A 15,955-nucleotide genomic window follows, 5' to 3' on the forward strand; every position below is an offset into this window, starting at 1 on the left:
TCAGGCGACCTGGTCGTCGGAGACGCGGGCGAGGAGGTCCAGCAGCAGCCGGTGAACCTCGTCGGGGTGCTCCATCTGCACGAAGTGGGACCCCGGCAGCTCGACGTAGCTGGCGTCGGGGAGCCGCTCGGCGGCGGTCGCGATGTGCCGGGCGCCGGCCAGCACGTCCCAGCGGCCGGCGACGAGCACGCACGGGACGTCCACGCCGCTGAGCGAGACCCGGCGGTGCAGCGAGGTGGTCAGCGCCATGTGGAAGTACCAGTCGATCGGCGTGGCCAGGAACGCCTTGACCGCCGCGGCCGCCAGCTGCGGGTCGGCCACGGGGAACATGAAGCCGGAGTGGCTGAGCACCGCGATCGCCCGATCGCCGATCGGCAGCCGGGTCGTCACCGGGGTGATCGCCTTGCCGGCGAGACGCACGACGCGGGAGAGGTTGACGGTGACCGCGCGCGCGGCGGGCCGCGGCAGGCGCAGCGGGCCGAGCATCGAGGAGAAGGTGTCGCCCGGGACCCCGGCCACCGCGAACAGCCCCTGGACCCGCTCGGGGTGGTCGACCGCGAGCTGGAACATCGTGTTGACGCCGATCGACCAGCCCATGACGACCACCCGGTCCAGGCCGAAGTGGTCCATCACCGACAGCGCGTCCTGCACCAGCTCGTCGACGCCGCACGCCTCGTCGCGGGCGGGGCGGTCCGAGCCGCCCGTGCCGCGGTGGTTCCAGGAGACGACGCGTACGCCGCAGGCGGGGTCGAGCAGCGCCGGCCACGCGAACGCGCTGGTGCCCAGGCCGTTGCACAGCAGCACGGTCGGGCCCTCGATGCGGTGGTCGGGGTCGTTGGTCCAGGCGCGGAGCCGGGTCCCGTCGTCGGAGAGGACGTCCCGGAAGGCGATCGTGGCGGCGGGCGCGGTGTCCGCGGTCGACTGCATGCGCCCCAGCGTGCCAGAGCGCGCCGACCGGGGGCGGGAATCGTGGTGGAGCACACGGGTGGACCCGGGGTCGGCGCGGGTGCGCACCCGGAGGAGACCGCCGGCCCGGCAGGGAGGTGCCGGGCCGGCGGCCTCAGCCGTGCGCCGCGCGCCTGGTCGCGACCGCCGGGGCGGTCGTCGGGGTCGTCCTCGTCGTCCCCGCCAGGACGGCGAGGAACTCCTCGACCTCCACCTGCTCGGCACGTCGTCGGGCCAGTGCGGTGGAGGCGACCATGGCGTTGCGCCTGGCCTGCAGCTGCGACGCCTCCGGCCACTCACGGACCCGGTGGACGAGAGCCGGGAGGAGGGGGAGGGTCGCGCGGAGGGCCATGCCCTCGACCGTAGGCAGCCCCGGCGACGCCCCGATCACCTGCGTGTGACGTCTGGGTGAACAGCCCCGGCCCCGGCCCCGCGGTGCGTCCGGGCCGGCCGCGCGCCCTTGTAACGGACCGTTCGCCACTCTTCCTGCACGTTGCAGCGTGCAGGAAGAGCAGCGAACGATGCGTTACATGCCCCCGCGGACCCCGCCGACCCCGCGGCCCCGGCGGACCCCGGCGAACCCCGCCGCCCCCCGCCGGGCTCAGTCGGGCGCGGGCTCCGCGAGGGTGCGGCCCGAGCGGGTGGCGCCGACGCTGGCGACGACGACGCAGGCCATCGCGAGCCACTGCACGGGGGCGAGCAGCTCACCGAGCACCACGATGGCGGCCAGCGCCGCGGCCGCCGGTTCGAGCGACATCAGGATGCTGAACGTCGAGGGCTTGATCGAGCGGAGCGCGATCAGCTCGCAGGTGTAGGGCACGACCGAGCTCAGCAGGCCGACGAGCGCGCCGATGACGATCACGTGCAGGTCGGCGAGCTGGTCGCCGTACCGCCCCAGCGCGACGGGGGAGAGCAGCAGCGTCGCGACCACGCTCGCCACGGCGAGCCCGTCGAGGCCGCGCCAACGGGCGCCGGTCGCCGCGCTGAGCAGGATGTACGCCGCCCACGCGGCGCCGGCGAGGACGGCGTAGGCGACGCCGACGAGGTCGAGGTCGGTGCGCTCGAAGCCGAGCAGCAGCACGCCCAGGCCGGCCAGCCCGACCCAGGCCAGGTCGCGCAGCCGGCGCGAGCCGAGCACCGCGAGGGTCAGCGGGCCGACGAACTCGATGGTGACCGCGAGGCCGAGCGGGATCCGCTGGAAGGACTGGTAGATCGCCCAGTTCATGCACCCCAGCGACGCGCCGTACCCCAGCACGACCAGCCAGTCCTGCCGGGTCTTGCCGCGCAGCACCGGCCGCGCGACCGCGAGCAGCACCAGCGCGCTGGTGACCAGGCGCAGCCACACGATCGTCGTGGGCGAGACCTCGTCGAAGAGGCTCTTGGCGATGCTCGCGCCGAGCTGGACCGAGGCGATGCCGACGAGGACGAGCCAGACCGGCGACAGGGCTACCGATGAGTTCGCCCGCGTCACCGGGTCAACGTAGGCGAACATCGCCACGGCGGAAGGAACGGGGATGGCTCGCGGGACGATCTTGATGGTGGGCACGCGCAAGGGGCTGTGGGTCGGCCGCTCGGACGAGGCGCGCGAGGAGTGGTCCTTCTCCGGGCCGCACTTCGCGATGGAGGAGGTCTACTCCTGCATGGTCGACACCCGCGGCGAGCAGGTCCGCCTGCTCGCCGGCTCCGCCTCGACCTGGCTGGGCGCGCAGGTGCACCGCTCGGCCGACCTCGGGGAGACCTGGGACGAGACGCCCGGCGGCGCGGTGCGCTTCCCCGACGACGTCGACGCCTCGGTCGAGCGGATCTGGCAGCTCGTGCCCGGCGTCGAGCCGGAGGTGGTCTGGGCCGGCACCGAGCCCGGCGCGGTGTTCCGGTCCCGCGACGGCGGGCAGACCTTCGCCCTCGAGCGCGGGCTGTGGGACCACCCCCACCGCACCGAGTGGGGGGAAGGCTTCGGCGGGCAGGCCTTCCACACCGTGCTCCCGCACCCGACCGACCCGGCGTCGGCGACCGTCGCGATCTCGACCGGCGGGGTCTACCAGACAGCCGACGACGGCGCCTCCTGGGAGCCGCGCAACACCGGCATCCGGGCGGACTTCCTGCCCGAGGGGCAGCAGTTCCCGGCGTTCGGCCAGTGCGTCCACAAGGTCACCCGCCACCCGGCGCGGCCCGAGCGCCTCTTCCTGCAGAACCACGGCGGCGTCTACCGCTCCGACGACCACGCCGCCACCTGGACCTCGATCGCCGAGGGCCTGCCGAGCGACTTCGGCTTCCCCGTGGTCGTCCACCCGCACGACCCGGACACCGTCTACGTCTTCCCCCTCGGCGACGGTCGGTTCCCGCCCGACGGCCGCGCCCGTGTGTGGCGCTCGCGCGACGCCGGCGGGTCGTGGGAGGAGCTGGGCAAGGGACTGCCCGACGAGCTGTGGGCCGCGGTCGTGCGCGACGCGATGAGCGCCGACGAGCACGCCGAGGCGGGCCTGTACGTCGGCGCCCGCAACGGCACCGTGTGGTGCTCGACCGACGCGGGCGACACCTGGCGCTGCGCGGTCACCGACCTGCCCGACGTCATGGTCGTGCGCGCGGCGGCGGTCGACCTGTGAGCCGGCCCGTCTGACGCGTCACACCGGCTGAGACCGGCCGAGGAGCGTCGGCGGCCGGGACTAGGCTGGCGGGCATGACCGAGCAGGACCCCCAGAAGCCCACGCCCGACATCAAGCCCCGCTCGCGCGACGTCACCGACGGTCTCGAGCGGGCGGCGGCGCGCGGCATGCTGCGAGCGGTCGGCATGGGCGACGACGACTGGGAGAAGCCCCAGATCGGCGTCGCGTCGAGCTGGAACGAGATCACCCCCTGCAACCTCTCGCTGGACCGCCTCGCGAAGGCCGCGAAGAACGGCGTGCACGCGGCCGGCGGCTTCCCGATGGAGTTCGGGACCATCTCGGTCTCCGACGGCATCTCCATGGGCCACGAGGGCATGCACTTCTCGCTGGTCTCCCGCGAGGTCATCGCCGACTCCGTCGAGGTCGTGATGAGCGCCGAGCGCCTCGACGGCTCGGTGCTCCTGGCCGGCTGCGACAAGTCGCTGCCGGGCATGATGATGGCCGCGGCCCGCCTCGACCTGGCCAGCGTCTTCCTCTACGCCGGCTCGATCATGCCCGGGAACGTCGACGGCAAGGACGTCACGATCATCGACGCCTTCGAGGCCGTCGGCGCGTGCCTGGCCGGCAAGATCACCCGCGAGGAGGTCGACCGGGTCGAGCGCGCGATCTGCCCGGGCGAGGGCGCCTGCGGCGGCATGTACACCGCCAACACCATGGCCGCCGTCGCCGAGGCGATCGGCATGTCGCTGCCCGGGTCGGCCGCACCGCCGGCGGTCGACCGCCGCCGCGACGGCTTCGCCCACAAGTCCGGCGAGGCCGTGGTCAACCTGCTCCGCCAGGGCATCACCGCGCGGCAGATCATGACCAAGGAGGCCTTCGAGAACGCCATCACCGTCGTCATGGCCCTCGGCGGCTCCACCAACGCCGTGCTCCACCTGCTGGCCATGGCCCGCGAGGCCGAGGTCGACCTGACCATCGACGACTTCAACCGGATCGGCGACAAGGTCCCGCACCTCGGCGACCTCAAGCCCTTCGGCAAGTACGTCATGTACGACGTCGACAAGGTCGGCGGCATCCCGGTGGTCATGAAGGCGCTGCTCGACGCCGGCCTCATGCACGGCGACTGCCTGACCGTCACCGGCAAGACGCTGGCCGAGAACCTCGCCGACCTCGCCCCGCCGGACCTCGACGACGACGTCATCCGCAGCCTCGACCGCCCGATCCACAAGACCGGCGGCCTGACCATCCTCAAGGGCTCGCTCGCCCCCGAGGGCGCGGTCGTGAAGACCGCCGGCTTCGACGAGTCGGTCTTCACCGGCACCGCCCGGGTCTTCGACGGCGAGCGCGCCGCGATGGACGCCCTCGCCGAGGGCCGCATCGTCGCCGGCGACGTCGTGGTCATCCGCTACGAGGGCCCCAAGGGCGGCCCCGGCATGCGCGAGATGCTCGCCATCACCGGCGCGATCAAGGGCGCCGGCCTCGGCAAGGACGTCCTGCTGCTCACCGACGGCCGGTTCTCCGGCGGGACGACCGGCCTCTGCGTGGGCCACGTCGCCCCCGAGGCCGTCGACGGCGGCCCGATCGCCTTCGTCCGCGACGGCGACCAGATCACCCTCGACGTGCTCAACCGCAGCCTCGAGGTGGAGATGGCCGACCTGGAGGACCGCAAGGTCGGCTGGCAGCCCAACCCGCCGAAGTACACCCGCGGCGTCCTCGGCAAGTACGCCGCCACCGTCCGCTCCGCGGCCCACGGAGCGGTCACCAGCTGACCGCTCCGGCTCCGGGGCTCCTGCTGGTGCTGCTCGCGGCCTGAGCCCGCCGGTGGGGGAGGATGCGCCCCATGGACCTCCGCTTCCCCCGCCCGCTCCGCCCCGGCGACCGGATCGGGGTGACCGCGCCGTCGGCGGGCGTGCAGCCCTCGATGCGCGCGCGCCTCGACGCGGCCGTGGCGGCGCTGGGCGGGCGCGGGCTGGAGGTCGTGCTGGGGGAGTGCCTCGGCACGACCGGCGTGACCGCGGCGCCCAAGGAGCAGCGCGCCGCGGAGCTGACCGCGATGCTGTGCGACCCGACCATCGCCGCCGTCGTACCTCCCTGGGGCGGCGAGCTCGGCATCGACGTGCTCGACCAGCTCGACTGGGCCGCGCTGGAGCAGGCCGAGCCGACCTGGCTGGTCGGGTTCAGCGACACCTCCCTGCTGCTGGTCGCGCTCACCACCCGGCTCGGCTGGGGCACCCTGCACGGCTCGAACCTCATGGACAGCCCCTACGACCCGCCCGCCGGGCTGCTGCACTGGGTCGACGTCGCCTCGGCCACCGGGCCGGTCACCCAGCGCAGCCCGGGCCGGTACCGGACCAGCGGCTGGGACGACTACGAGAACGACCCCGGGGTCTCGACGATGACCCTCGACGGCGCCGGCGGCTGGTCGGTGCTCGGCGGGGGCGGCGCCGACGTGACCGGCCGGCTGATCGGCGGCTGCGTGGAGATCATGGGCCCGATCGCCGGGACGCCGTACGGCGACGTGCGGGCGTTCGGCGAGCGGCACGCCGACGAGGGCCTGCTCGTCTACCTCGAGGCGTGCGAGGACAACGCCTACACCATCGCCCGCACGCTGCACGGGCTGCGCCTGGCCGGCTGGTTCGACCACGCCAACGCCGTGCTCGTCGGGCGGACCGCAGCCCCCGACGCCCCCGACCTGAGCCAGCGCGAGGCGGTCGCCGACGCGCTCGGCGGGCTCGACGTGCCGGTCGTGCTCGACGTCGAGTGCGGCCACGTCCAGCCGTTCCTGCCGCTGGTCAACGGCGCGTCGGCCCGGGTCGTCGTCGACGACCGGCGCCACGAGCTGGTGCAGGAGTGGTGAGCGTGCCTCAGGTGAGCCCCCACGTGAACGAGCACGCCCAGGCCGTCGGCCCCGAGGTCCCGGGCTGGTCGCCGCGCACGCCGCCCGTCCCGGTCGTGCTCGAGGGCCGGTACGTCCGCCTGGAGCCGGTCGCCGCGGCGCACGCCGAGCCGCTGTTCGAGGCGCTCGGCGCGGCCGAGGACGCCCCGCTGTGGACCTACCGCCCGGCCGCCCAGCCGGCCGACGCGGCCGCGATGGCCCGCGACGTCGTCGCCCCGCTCGCGGCCCACACCGGGGCGCTGACCTTCGCGATCGTCCCGACCGACGGCGCCGGCCCCGCGCGGGCGGCCGGCCTGGCGACGTACTGGCGGGTCGAGCCGACCCACGGGGTCGTCGAGATCTCCGGGGTGCTGTTCGCCCGGCGGCTCCAGCGCACCCGCGCCGCGACCGAGGCGATGCACCTGATGATCGGGCACGCGATCGAGGAGTGGGGTTACCGCCGGGTGGAGTGGAAGTGCGACGCGCTCAACGAGCCGAGCCGGCGGGCGGCCGCGCGGCTGGGCTTCACCTACGAGGGCCGCTTCCGCCAGCACATGGTGACCAAGGGGCGCAGCCGCGACACCGACTGGTTCTCCCTCCTCGACGGGGAGTGGCCTACGGTCCGGGCCGCGCACGAGCGGTGGCTCGACCCCGCGAACTTCCATGCCGACGGCCGGCAGCGCGCCCGCCTGGAGGTCCCTCCGCCCTCGCAGGGGTGACGCCATCGGCGCCGACTGCCAGGATCGGTCCATGGACCAGCGGATCAGCTTCGTGACCCTCGCGGTGGCCGACCTGGACGCCAGCCGGGCCTTCTACCGCGACGGCCTGGGCTGGACGGTCGCCCTCGACGTGCCCGGCGACGTGGTGATGATCGAGGTCGGCGCGCACGTGGTGCTCTCGCTGTGGGCGCGCGCGGCCTTCGAGGCCGAGGTCGGGCCGATCGCGGACGGGCCCGGCGTCGCGCCGTTCACCCTCGCCCACAACGTGGCGACCCCCGAGGAGGTCGACGCCGCCTTGGCGACCGCCCGCGCGGCCGGCGCGGACCCGGTGCACCCGGCCGCCGCGCGGGAGTGGGGCGGGTACTCCGGCTACTTCGCCGACCCCGACGGGTACCGCTGGGAAGTCGCGTACAACCCCGGACCCATCGGATCGAAGGTGCTGCCGTGAGCGATCAGAGCCCCGCGCCCGACCCCGCGACCGACCCCGCGACCGACCCCGCGCCCGAACCCGCGCCCGAGCGGGGCGCCGAGACGGGCGGCGACGCCCGGCCCTCCACCGAGGCGCTCAACGCCGTCCCCAGTCCCGACGACCGGACGCTGCTGACCGGCCACGACGTCGCCGCCGAGCTGCTCGACGACTGGCGGGTGATGTTCGACCAGCTGCACGCTCGCTTCGCGACCGGCGACTTCGCCACCGGCCTGCGCCTGGTCGCCGCGATCGGCGAGGCCGCCGAGGAGATGGACCACCACCCCGACGTGGACCTGACGTACGGCGCGGTCGTGGTGCGGCTGTGGAGCCACGACGTCGGCGGGGTGACCATGCGCGACGTCCGCCTGGCCCGGGTGATCGGCGACGCGGCCGGCCGGGTCGGCGCGACCGCCGAGCCGCACCGGCTCGCCACCCTCGAGGTGGCCCTGGACACCCCCGACGCCGACGCGGTCCGCCCGTTCTGGGCAGCGCTGCTCGGCTACGAGGAGACCGGTGAGGAGCAGTACGTCGAGCTCCGCGACCCCACCGGACACGGTCCGACCCTGTGGTTCCAGGAGTCCGGGCCCCGCTCGCCCGAGGGCGTCGAGCAGCGCTTCCACCTCGACCTCCGCGTCCCGCCCGAGGTCGCCGAGAGCCGGGTCCGCGCCGCCGTCGCCGCCGGTGGCACCCTCGTCGACGACGGCTGCGCCCCGCGCTTCTGGGTCCTCGCCGACGCCCAGGGCAACCGCGCCTGCCTCACCACCTGGCTCGGCCGGGGCGACTGAGCCCGGCCGCGCGCGGCGTCGCGTCGTCGTACGTTTTGTCGGCCGGCCGATAGACCTCCCGGTCGGACGATGGAACTTCATCGGCCCACCGGGAGTTTCATCGGCCGGCCGATGAAGCTGCCGGCCCGCCCGCGCACCCACCCCGTGCCAACATGTGGGACTCGCGTCCCGTATGCTGGGACGGCAGCCGGGACCGGGTGACGGGCGCGGGCCGGGCGGCTACCGTGGTCGCATGCGCCAGGACCTCCTTGTACGCACGCGACGCGTGGGCTGAGCAGCCGCTCCCAGCCGACGCGTCACCCCTCGCCCGCCTGCGGCCGAGGGGTTTTTTGTTGGGCACGTGCACGACCACGCACCACCACGGAACGGGGATAGCGAGACAATGACCGAGCAGATCACAGGCGCGCAGAGCCTGGTCAGGTCACTGGAGGCCGCGGGTGTCACCGACATCTTCGGCATCCCGGGCGGCGCGATCCTCCCGGCGTACGACCCGCTGATGGACTCCTCGATCCGTCACGTCCTGGTCCGCCACGAGCAGGGCGCCGGCCACGCCGCGCAGGGGTACGCCGCGGCGACCGGCCGCGTGGGCGTGTGCATGGCGACCTCGGGCCCGGGCGCGACCAACCTGGTCACCCCGATCGCGGACGCCCACATGGACTCCGTCCCGATGGTGGCGGTCACCGGCCAGGTCGGTGCCTCGATGATCGGCACCGACGCCTTCCAGGAGGCCGACATCCGCGGCATCACGATGCCGATCACCAAGCACAACTTCCTGGTCACCGACCCCGCGGAGATCCCGCAGCGCGTCGCCGAGGCGTTCCACATCGCCTCCACCGGCCGGCCCGGCCCGGTCCTCGTCGACATCGCGAAGTCCGCGCTGGAGTCGATGACCGCCTTCCGCTGGCCCACCGAGCTGCACCTGCCCGGCTACCGCCCGGTGACCCGCCCGCACGCCAAGCAGATCCGCGAGGCCGCCAAGCTCATCCTCGAGTCCCGCCGCCCGGTCCTGTACGTCGGCGGCGGCACGATCCGCGCCGGCGCCGCGCCCCAGCTGCGCGAGCTCGCCGAGCTGACCGGCATGCCGGTCGTCACCACCCTGATGGCCCGCGGCGCGTTCCCCGACAGCCACCCGCAGCACCTCGGCATGCCCGGCATGCACGGCTCGGTGCCGGCGGTCGCGGGGCTGCAGAAGTCCGACCTGATCATCAGCCTCGGCGCCCGCTTCGACGACCGGGTCACCGGCCGGCTGGACTCCTTCGCGCCCAATGCCAAGGTCATCCACGCCGACATCGACCCCGCCGAGATCGGCAAGAACCGCCACGCCGACGTCCCGATCGTCGGCGACTGCCGCGAGGTCATCGCCGACCTGGTCGCCGTCCTCAAGGCCGAGGCCGACGCCGGCAACACCGGCGACTTCGAGGCGTGGGTGGAGTTCCTCACCGGCATCAAGCGCCGCTACCCGCTGGGCTACGAGACGCCGGCCGACGGCAGCCTCGCCCCGCAGTACGTCATCCAGCGCCTCGGCCAGATCGCCGGGCCGGACACGATCTACACCTCCGGCGTGGGCCAGCACCAGATGTGGGCCGCGCAGTTCATCGGCTACGAGAAGCCGATGACCTGGCTCAACTCCGGTGGCCTGGGGACGATGGGCTACTCCGTCCCGGCCGCGATGGGCGCCAAGGTCGGCGCCCCCGACACCACCGTGTGGGCGATCGACGGCGACGGCTGCTTCCAGATGACCAACCAGGAGCTGGCCACCTGCGCGATCAACGACATCCCGATCAAGGTCGCGATCGTCAACAACGAGTCGCTCGGCATGGTCCGGCAGTGGCAGACGCTGTTCTACAACGAGCGCTACTCCAACACCGACCTGCACTCCAAGCGGATCCCCGACTTCGTCAAGCTCGCCGAGGCCTACGGCTGCGTCGGCCTGGCCTGCGAGAGCCCCGCGGACGTCGACTCGGTCATCGAGAAGGCCATGTCGATCAACGACGTCCCCGTCGTGGTCGACTTCCGCGTCAACCGCGACGCGATGGTCTGGCCGATGGTCGCCGCCGGCAAGAGCAACGACGAGATCAAGTACGCACGTGACCTCGCACCCGACTTCGACCGGGTCGAGGACGACTGGGAGGTCCGACCGGCATGAGCAAGCACACCCTCTCGGTCCTGGTCGAGGACAAGCCCGGCGTCCTGGCCCGGATCGCCGGCCTGTTCAGCCGCCGCGGCTTCAACATCGACTCGCTCGCCGTCGGACCGACCGAGCACCCCGACGTCTCGCGGATGACCATCGTCGTCAACGTCGAGTCCTCCCCGCTGGAGCAGGTGACCAAGCAGCTCAACAAGCTCGTCGAGGTCATCAAGATCGTCGAGCTCGACCCGACCGCATCGGTCGACCGCGAGCTCGTCCTGGTCAAGGTCGCCGCCACCGCGGAGACCCGGGGCCAGGTGCTCGACACCGTCCAGCTCTTCCGCGCCAAGGTCATCGACGTGGCCCCGGACGCGGTGACCATCCAGATCACCGGCAACGCCGGCAAGATCGCCGACTTCCTGCGCGTGCTCGAGCCCTTCGGGATCCGCGAGCTCGTGCAGTCGGGGATGGTCGCCATCGGGCGCGGCTCCCGGTCGATCTCCGAGCGCAGCCTGCGCCCGGTGGTGCCGGCCCGCCCGGCCGCCGGCTGAGCGCCGTACCTCCGCACCACCCCCACCCGACGCTTCACGAACCACCGCTGCCGCCCAACCCGGCAGACCCAACCAGAAGGAGAAGCCCTCGTGGCTGAGATGTTCTACGACGACGACGCCGACCTGTCCCTGATCCAGGGCAAGAACGTGGCCGTCATCGGCTACGGCAGCCAGGGCCACGCCCACGCGCTGTCGCTGCGCGACTCCGGGGTCGACGTCCGCGTCGGCCTGCAGCCGGGCTCCAAGAGCCGCGCCAAGGCCGAGGCCGAGGGCCTGCGCGTCCTCACGCCGGCCGAGGCCGCGGAGGAGGCCGACGTGATCGTCATCCTCGCCCCCGACCAGCACCAGCGGAAGCTCTACGCCGAGGAGATCGCCCCGCACCTCGCCGAGGGCGACACCCTGGTCTTCGGCCACGGCTTCAACATCCGCTTCGGCTACATCACCCCGCCCGAGGGCGTCGACGTCTTCATGGTCGCCCCCAAGGGCCCCGGCCACCTGGTCCGTCGCGAGTACGTCGACGGGCGCGGCGTGCCGGTCCTCGTCGCGGTCGAGAAGGACGCCTCGGGCAAGGCCTGGGACCTCGCGCTGTCCTACGCCAAGGCCATCGGCGGCCTGCGCGCCGGCGGCATCAAGACCACCTTCACCGAGGAGACCGAGACCGACCTGTTCGGTGAGCAGGCCGTCCTGTGCGGTGGCGCCTCGCAGCTGGTGCAGTACGGCTTCGAGGTCCTCACCGAGGCCGGCTACCAGCCCGAGGTCGCCTACTTCGAGTGCCTCCACGAGCTGAAGCTGATCGTCGACCTCATGTACGAGGGCGGCATCGCCAAGCAGCGCTGGTCGGTCTCCGACACCGCCGAGTTCGGTGACTACGTCTCCGGCCCGCGCGTCATCGACGAGCGCGTCAAGCAGAACATGGTCGCGGTCCTCGAGGACGTGAAGAACGGCACCTTCGCCGAGCGCTTCATCAACGACCAGGAGAACGGCTCGCCGGAGTTCAAGAAGTTCCGCGAGCAGGGCGAGCAGCACCCGATCGAGAAGACCGGGCGCGAGCTGCGCAAGCTCATGGCGTGGGTCAAGAGCCACGACTCCGACTACGTCGAGGGCACCGCCACCCGGTGATCCCGGCGACCGTCCCCGGCTGAGGGACGGCAGGAACAAATGCGGGCAGGCGACGCGTTCCGGTTCTCATGCGCATCGAGATCTGGAGCGACGTCGTCTGCCCGTGGTGCTACGTGGGCAAGCGCCGTCTGGAGAAGGCTCTGGCGGGCTTCGAGCACCGCGACGCCGTCGAGGTCGTCTACCGCTCCTTCGAGCTCGACCCCTCCGCCCCGCGGCACGGCCACGAGTCGACGCTGAGCCAGCTGGCCAAGAAGTACGGACAGTCCGAGGACCAGATGCGCGCCGGCATGCAGTCCCTCATCGACACCGCCGCGGACGAGGGCCTGGACATGAGGCTGTTCGACAACGTCCACACCAACACCGTCGACGCCCACCGCCTGCTCCACCTCGCGCTCGAGGCCGGCGGCCCCGCGCTCCAGCGCGAGCTCAAGGAGCAGCTGCTGGCGGCGTACTTCCTGCGCGCCGAGGACGTCGGCGACCACGACGTGCTCCGCGCCGCCGCCCGCACCGCGGGCCTGGCCGAGGCCGCGGGGGAGCAGCGCGTCGACGCGGTCCTCGCCGGCCAGGAGTACGCCGACGCGGTCGCCGCCGACATCGCGCAGGCGCGGGCGTACGGCGCCACCGGGGTGCCGTTCTTCGTCGTCGACCAGCGCTACGGCGTCTCCGGCGCCCAGCCCACCGAGGTCTTCGAGCAGGTGCTCGCGACCGCGTGGGCCGACGCCCACCCGGTGCTCCAGCCCGTCGGCGGCGACGCGGACGCGTGCGGCCCGGACGGCTGCCCGATCTGACCCGACCGGCGCGCGAGCGCCCGCGGGTGGCCCGCTCAGGCCCCGGTCATGCCCCGGTCACGACCCGTCGGTCCGGCCGGCGACCTGCGGCGGCACCAACGGCGCGGACGGGTCCGCCAGCGCCCGGCGGGTGTAGTCGTCGGCCGGCAGGTCGGGGTTCCGCGCCAGCGCGGGACGCAGGATGCGCAGCACGTCGGCGATGTCGCGCACGTAGGGCGTGTTGAGCGTCAGCTGGCGGTCGGGGTGGGTCACCACGACCTTCCAGGTGCCGCTGACCGTCGAGCCGAGGGCCTGGCGGCGGTAGTCGAGCCGGGCCGTCGTCGGTGCCTGCAAGGTCATCGCGACGTCCCGGCCGAAGAGCACCTGGTGCAGCTCGTCCCGGTCGTGGTCGACCCAGACCTTCGAGGTCCACGCCTGCACCACGCCGGCCAGCGACGCGACCCCGAAGAGCACGACCAGCGGCACCGCGATGATGTTCGTGGTCGTCCACTCCAGGTCCCCGGTGGCGATGCTCGTCACCGCCCACACCAGGGCGGCGCCGAAGAAGGCGCCCACGAGGGTGAAGGCCACGCGCACCGGCGGGGCCGGGGTCAGCACCTCGCTGCGTCCGGACGCGGGGACGGGGTCGGTCGTCATGGCGGTTCTCCTGGTGGTCCTGCCGCCGGGGGTGCCGGGCGGCTGCGGTCCAGTCATACCCGCCGGGGCCGGGTTTGCACCTCGGCGGGGCGGGCAGCATCCGCGGCAGCAAACCGGCACCACCAGCAGGAAGGACCCCGGGTGTACTCCAGCCCCGAAGAAGCCCTGGCCTCGGTCGACCGAGCAGCCGCGCAGATGCAGGAGCAGGTCGTCAAGGCCCAGGCGTACGCCGTCGAGGTCGAGACCCTGCGGATCGTCGGCCAGTCCCGTGACGGCGCCGCCGAGGTGACCGTCGGCCACAACGGCGCGATCCGCGACCTCTACCTCGCCCGATCGCTCAACGACGCGACCCTCGATCGGATCCGCGCGGCGGTCCTCGAGGCCAACGCCGACGCGCAGCGGCAGGTGGTCGAGCGGGTCAGCGAGCTGAGCGCGGAGACCTTCGGTGCCGAGTCGGCCACCGCACGCGAGATCTCCCGGCAGTACGCCGAGATGTTCCCCGCGGCGCCCGACGACGACGGCGGTAGCGCCGGCTCGACCGGGGCGGGGGTGCTGCGATGAGCTCGGAGGAGATCAAGGTCGTCACCGAGTCGATGCGGACCCACGCCGGCCAGGTCGAGCAGCTCGCGGTGTCGGCGTACGAGGGCGTGCAGGTCGGCGGCGACATGGCGCTGGACGGCGAGGCCTTCGGGGTCCTGTGCGGCTTCATCGGCACCGCGCTGGTGCCGGCGCAGCTCACCGGCGTCTCCGCCACCGGGGCGGCGGTCGGGAGCCTCGCGGCCACCGGCCTCCAGGTGCGCGCGGCGGCGAAGATCTTCGAGGAGGCCGATGAGGTCATCGCCTCCGTCATGGACAAGTTCAAGGGGTAGGGCATGGGTGCAGAGAGCCTCATCGTCGCGCCGACGGAGTCGACGACCGCCGTCACCGGCCTGGGGCCGGTCGAGTCGCTGGTCGGCTGCGGCAACGCGCTGGCCGCCGGCGACTGGGTCGAGGCGGGCCTCATGGGTGTCGCCACCGGCCTGGAGACGCTCGGCGCCATCGCCGACCCGCTGGGGGCGCTGCTCTCCGCGGGCATCGGCTGGGTGATCGAGCACTTCGGCCCGCTGCCGGGGTGGCTCGACGACCTCGCCGGTGACCCCGACCAGATCGCCGCCTTCGCCGCGACCTGGCGCAACATCGCCGACCTGGTCAAGGACACCTCCGAGCAGTTCCTCGACGCCGTCGCGTCCGCGACCTCGGAGTGGGACGGCGTCGCGATCGACGCCTACCGGATCGCCGCCAAGGCCCAGGCGATCCTCATCGACGCCTTCGGCGTGGCCGTCGACGGCGTGGCCGCGGCCGTCGACGTGGGCGGCGCGATCGTCGCCGGGGTCCGCGAGCTGGTCCGCGACGCGATCTCGCAGATCGTCGGCTACGCGATCTCCAAGGTCGCCCAGCTGCTCACCGTGATCCTCGCGCCCAAGGCGATCGGCGAGATCGTCGCGAAGGTGGGGGAGTGGGTTGCGAAGCTCACCAGCTTCATCAAGGGCCTGATCAACTCGATGACCGCGATGTCCAAGCACCTCGACACGCTCGTCAACGCCGCCAGCGACGGCGCCGCCGCGATCAAGCGCACCGCCGACGCCTGGGGCCGCACCAACATCGCGAACAGCCGCTACAACTTCGACGCCCTGCTCAACGGCACCGCGACCCCGGGCAACGGGCTGCCGACGATCGCCAGCGTCAGCTACCAGCTCGGCGGCGGCGCGGCCAAGCACGGCGCGGGGCTCGACGACCGGTAGCACGTGGTACGACGCGGCCCGGGCGGATACCGGGCCGCGTGCAGACCTTCCTCCCATACGCCGACTTCGAGCGATCCGCGCACGTGCTGGACCCCCGGCGGCTGGGCAAGCAGCGCGTGGAGTGCATCCAGGTGGTCCGCGGGCTGACCGTGCCGACGTACGCCTGGCGCAACCACCCCGCGGTGAAGATGTGGCGCGGGCACCTCGAGGCGCTCGGCCGCTACTCCTTCGCCTGCTGCGAGGCGTGGGTCGAGCGTGGGCACCACGACACGTGCGCGGCCACGGTCGGCGCCGACCTGGCGGCCGCCGGGGTGCGGGAGGTGGGCAGCCAGGCCGAGCTCGCCGCGGCCGAGGCGCTGCCGCCGTGGCTGGGCGAGGTGGCCCTGCACCGCAGCCACCGGTCCAACCTGATCCGCAAGGACCCGGACTACTACGGCCCGCTGTTCCCGGGCGTGCCCGACGACCTGCCCTACGTCTGGCCGCCGGACCCGACCGCCTCGGCGGCCTGAGCAGGACACGATGGGGCAGCGAACGATTGGGGAGAAGGCCGATCGTG

Annotated in this window: 18 protein-coding genes; 14 read left to right on the forward strand and 4 right to left on the reverse strand. The window is 73.2% G+C overall.

Annotation, left to right across the window (positions count from 1 at the left end; translation table 11 throughout):
* The 3 genes from HPC71_RS06655 to HPC71_RS06665 all read right to left on the reverse strand — a co-directional run bounded on the left by HPC71_RS06655 (position 1) and on the right by HPC71_RS06665 (position 2,416).
* Positions 1 to 927 carry an alpha/beta fold hydrolase gene (locus tag HPC71_RS06655; RefSeq protein ID WP_154616868.1) on the reverse strand — a complete coding sequence of 309 codons (927 nt, stop codon included), beginning with the start codon at positions 925 to 927 and terminating at the stop codon, positions 1 to 3.
* A gap of 133 nt (positions 928 to 1,060) precedes the next feature.
* Positions 1,061 to 1,297 (reverse strand): hypothetical protein, encoded by a 237-nt coding sequence (locus HPC71_RS06660; protein WP_154616869.1) that lies wholly within the window; start codon positions 1,295 to 1,297, stop codon positions 1,061 to 1,063.
* A gap of 249 nt (positions 1,298 to 1,546) precedes the next feature.
* Positions 1,547 to 2,416, reverse strand: coding sequence for an EamA family transporter (locus HPC71_RS06665; RefSeq protein ID WP_253943928.1), 870 nt, complete (start codon positions 2,414 to 2,416; stop codon positions 1,547 to 1,549).
* Positions 2,417 to 2,459: 43 nt separating this feature from the next.
* Here HPC71_RS06665 and HPC71_RS06670 point away from each other — a divergent pair, with 43 nt between their 5' ends.
* The 10 genes from HPC71_RS06670 to HPC71_RS06715 all read left to right on the forward strand — a co-directional run bounded on the left by HPC71_RS06670 (position 2,460) and on the right by HPC71_RS06715 (position 12,982).
* The gene (locus HPC71_RS06670; RefSeq protein WP_154616871.1) at positions 2,460 to 3,548 is read left to right on the forward strand and encodes a WD40/YVTN/BNR-like repeat-containing protein; all 1,089 of its coding nucleotides are present in this window, start codon (positions 2,460 to 2,462) and stop codon (positions 3,546 to 3,548) included.
* Between the two features lie 74 nt (positions 3,549 to 3,622).
* Complete coding sequence (gene ilvD / locus HPC71_RS06675; RefSeq protein ID WP_154616872.1) at positions 3,623 to 5,317, forward strand: dihydroxy-acid dehydratase; 1,695 nt, start codon at positions 3,623 to 3,625, stop codon at positions 5,315 to 5,317.
* A 71-nt stretch (positions 5,318 to 5,388) separates the two neighbouring features.
* Positions 5,389 to 6,405: a S66 family peptidase gene (locus tag HPC71_RS06680; RefSeq protein ID WP_154616873.1), complete on the forward strand. Its 1,017-nt coding sequence runs from the start codon at positions 5,389 to 5,391 to the stop codon at positions 6,403 to 6,405.
* Positions 6,406 to 6,416: 11 nt separating this feature from the next.
* Entirely contained in the window at positions 6,417 to 7,142 is a 726-nt protein-coding gene (locus HPC71_RS06685) for a GNAT family N-acetyltransferase (RefSeq protein ID WP_171896358.1), read from the forward strand.
* Positions 7,143 to 7,173: 31 nt separating this feature from the next.
* Complete coding sequence (locus tag HPC71_RS06690) at positions 7,174 to 7,590, forward strand: VOC family protein (RefSeq protein WP_154616874.1); 417 nt, start codon at positions 7,174 to 7,176, stop codon at positions 7,588 to 7,590.
* Positions 7,587 to 8,396: a 4a-hydroxytetrahydrobiopterin dehydratase gene (locus HPC71_RS06695; protein ID WP_253943929.1), complete on the forward strand. Its 810-nt coding sequence runs from the start codon at positions 7,587 to 7,589 to the stop codon at positions 8,394 to 8,396. Before HPC71_RS06690 ends, HPC71_RS06695 begins: the two co-directional genes overlap by 4 nt.
* A 382-nt stretch (positions 8,397 to 8,778) precedes the next feature.
* Complete coding sequence (locus tag HPC71_RS06700) at positions 8,779 to 10,542, forward strand: acetolactate synthase large subunit (protein WP_154616875.1); 1,764 nt, start codon at positions 8,779 to 8,781, stop codon at positions 10,540 to 10,542.
* Positions 10,539 to 11,075 carry an acetolactate synthase small subunit gene (gene ilvN, locus HPC71_RS06705; protein ID WP_154616876.1) on the forward strand — a complete coding sequence of 179 codons (537 nt, stop codon included), beginning with the start codon at positions 10,539 to 10,541 and terminating at the stop codon, positions 11,073 to 11,075. Before HPC71_RS06700 ends, ilvN begins: the two co-directional genes overlap by 4 nt.
* Positions 11,076 to 11,165: 90 nt before the next feature.
* Positions 11,166 to 12,194, forward strand: a complete 1,029-nt coding sequence (gene ilvC / locus HPC71_RS06710; RefSeq protein WP_284438255.1) for a ketol-acid reductoisomerase — start codon at positions 11,166 to 11,168, stop codon at positions 12,192 to 12,194.
* 68 nt (positions 12,195 to 12,262) lie between these two features.
* A complete protein-coding gene (locus HPC71_RS06715; RefSeq protein WP_154616877.1) occupies positions 12,263 to 12,982 on the forward strand; it encodes a DsbA family oxidoreductase in 720 nt (239 codons plus the stop codon).
* Positions 12,983 to 13,039: 57 nt separating this feature from the next.
* Here the strand turns inward: HPC71_RS06715 and HPC71_RS06720 are convergent, their stop codons facing one another.
* On the reverse strand, positions 13,040 to 13,618 hold the full coding sequence (locus HPC71_RS06720) for a hypothetical protein (protein ID WP_154616878.1): 579 nt from the start codon (positions 13,616 to 13,618) through the stop codon (positions 13,040 to 13,042).
* Positions 13,619 to 13,759: 141 nt separating this feature from the next.
* Here HPC71_RS06720 and HPC71_RS06725 point away from each other — a divergent pair, with 141 nt between their 5' ends.
* The 4 genes from HPC71_RS06725 to HPC71_RS06740 are packed head-to-tail and all read left to right on the forward strand — an operon-like array spanning position 13,760 to position 15,908.
* Positions 13,760 to 14,179, forward strand: coding sequence for a YbaB/EbfC family nucleoid-associated protein (locus tag HPC71_RS06725; protein ID WP_154616879.1), 420 nt, complete (start codon positions 13,760 to 13,762; stop codon positions 14,177 to 14,179).
* Positions 14,176 to 14,487 carry a type VII secretion target gene (locus tag HPC71_RS06730; protein ID WP_154616880.1) on the forward strand — a complete coding sequence of 104 codons (312 nt, stop codon included), beginning with the start codon at positions 14,176 to 14,178 and terminating at the stop codon, positions 14,485 to 14,487. Before HPC71_RS06725 ends, HPC71_RS06730 begins: the two co-directional genes overlap by 4 nt.
* 3 nt (positions 14,488 to 14,490) lie before the next feature.
* The gene (locus HPC71_RS06735; RefSeq protein ID WP_154616881.1) at positions 14,491 to 15,399 is read left to right on the forward strand and encodes a hypothetical protein; all 909 of its coding nucleotides are present in this window, start codon (positions 14,491 to 14,493) and stop codon (positions 15,397 to 15,399) included.
* Between the two features lie 38 nt (positions 15,400 to 15,437).
* Positions 15,438 to 15,908, forward strand: a complete 471-nt coding sequence (locus tag HPC71_RS06740) for an MSMEG_6728 family protein (protein ID WP_171896359.1) — start codon at positions 15,438 to 15,440, stop codon at positions 15,906 to 15,908.
* The last annotated feature ends 47 nt before the right edge of the window (positions 15,909 to 15,955 follow it).

The sequence above is a fragment of the Nocardioides marmotae genome, assembly GCF_013177455.1.
Lineage (GTDB): Bacteria > Actinomycetota > Actinomycetes > Propionibacteriales > Nocardioidaceae > Nocardioides > Nocardioides marmotae.

Coding starts and splice junctions, on each gene's coding strand:
- HPC71_RS06735 (WP_154616881.1), top strand. CDS start 14,491: ATGGGTGCAGAGAGCCTCATCGTCGCGCCGACGGAGTCGACGACCGCC.
- HPC71_RS06690 (WP_154616874.1), top strand. CDS start 7,174: ATGGACCAGCGGATCAGCTTCGTGACCCTCGCGGTGGCCGACCTGGAC.
- ilvN (WP_154616876.1), top strand. CDS start 10,539: ATGAGCAAGCACACCCTCTCGGTCCTGGTCGAGGACAAGCCCGGCGTC.
- HPC71_RS06660 (WP_154616869.1), bottom strand. CDS start 1,297: ATGGCCCTCCGCGCGACCCTCCCCCTCCTCCCGGCTCTCGTCCACCGG.
- HPC71_RS06655 (WP_154616868.1), bottom strand. CDS start 927: ATGCAGTCGACCGCGGACACCGCGCCCGCCGCCACGATCGCCTTCCGG.
- HPC71_RS06730 (WP_154616880.1), top strand. CDS start 14,176: ATGAGCTCGGAGGAGATCAAGGTCGTCACCGAGTCGATGCGGACCCAC.
- ilvD (WP_154616872.1), top strand. CDS start 3,623: ATGACCGAGCAGGACCCCCAGAAGCCCACGCCCGACATCAAGCCCCGC.
- HPC71_RS06715 (WP_154616877.1), top strand. CDS start 12,263: ATGCGCATCGAGATCTGGAGCGACGTCGTCTGCCCGTGGTGCTACGTG.
- HPC71_RS06670 (WP_154616871.1), top strand. CDS start 2,460: ATGGCTCGCGGGACGATCTTGATGGTGGGCACGCGCAAGGGGCTGTGG.
- HPC71_RS06700 (WP_154616875.1), top strand. CDS start 8,779: ATGACCGAGCAGATCACAGGCGCGCAGAGCCTGGTCAGGTCACTGGAG.
- HPC71_RS06680 (WP_154616873.1), top strand. CDS start 5,389: ATGGACCTCCGCTTCCCCCGCCCGCTCCGCCCCGGCGACCGGATCGGG.
- HPC71_RS06720 (WP_154616878.1), bottom strand. CDS start 13,618: ATGACGACCGACCCCGTCCCCGCGTCCGGACGCAGCGAGGTGCTGACC.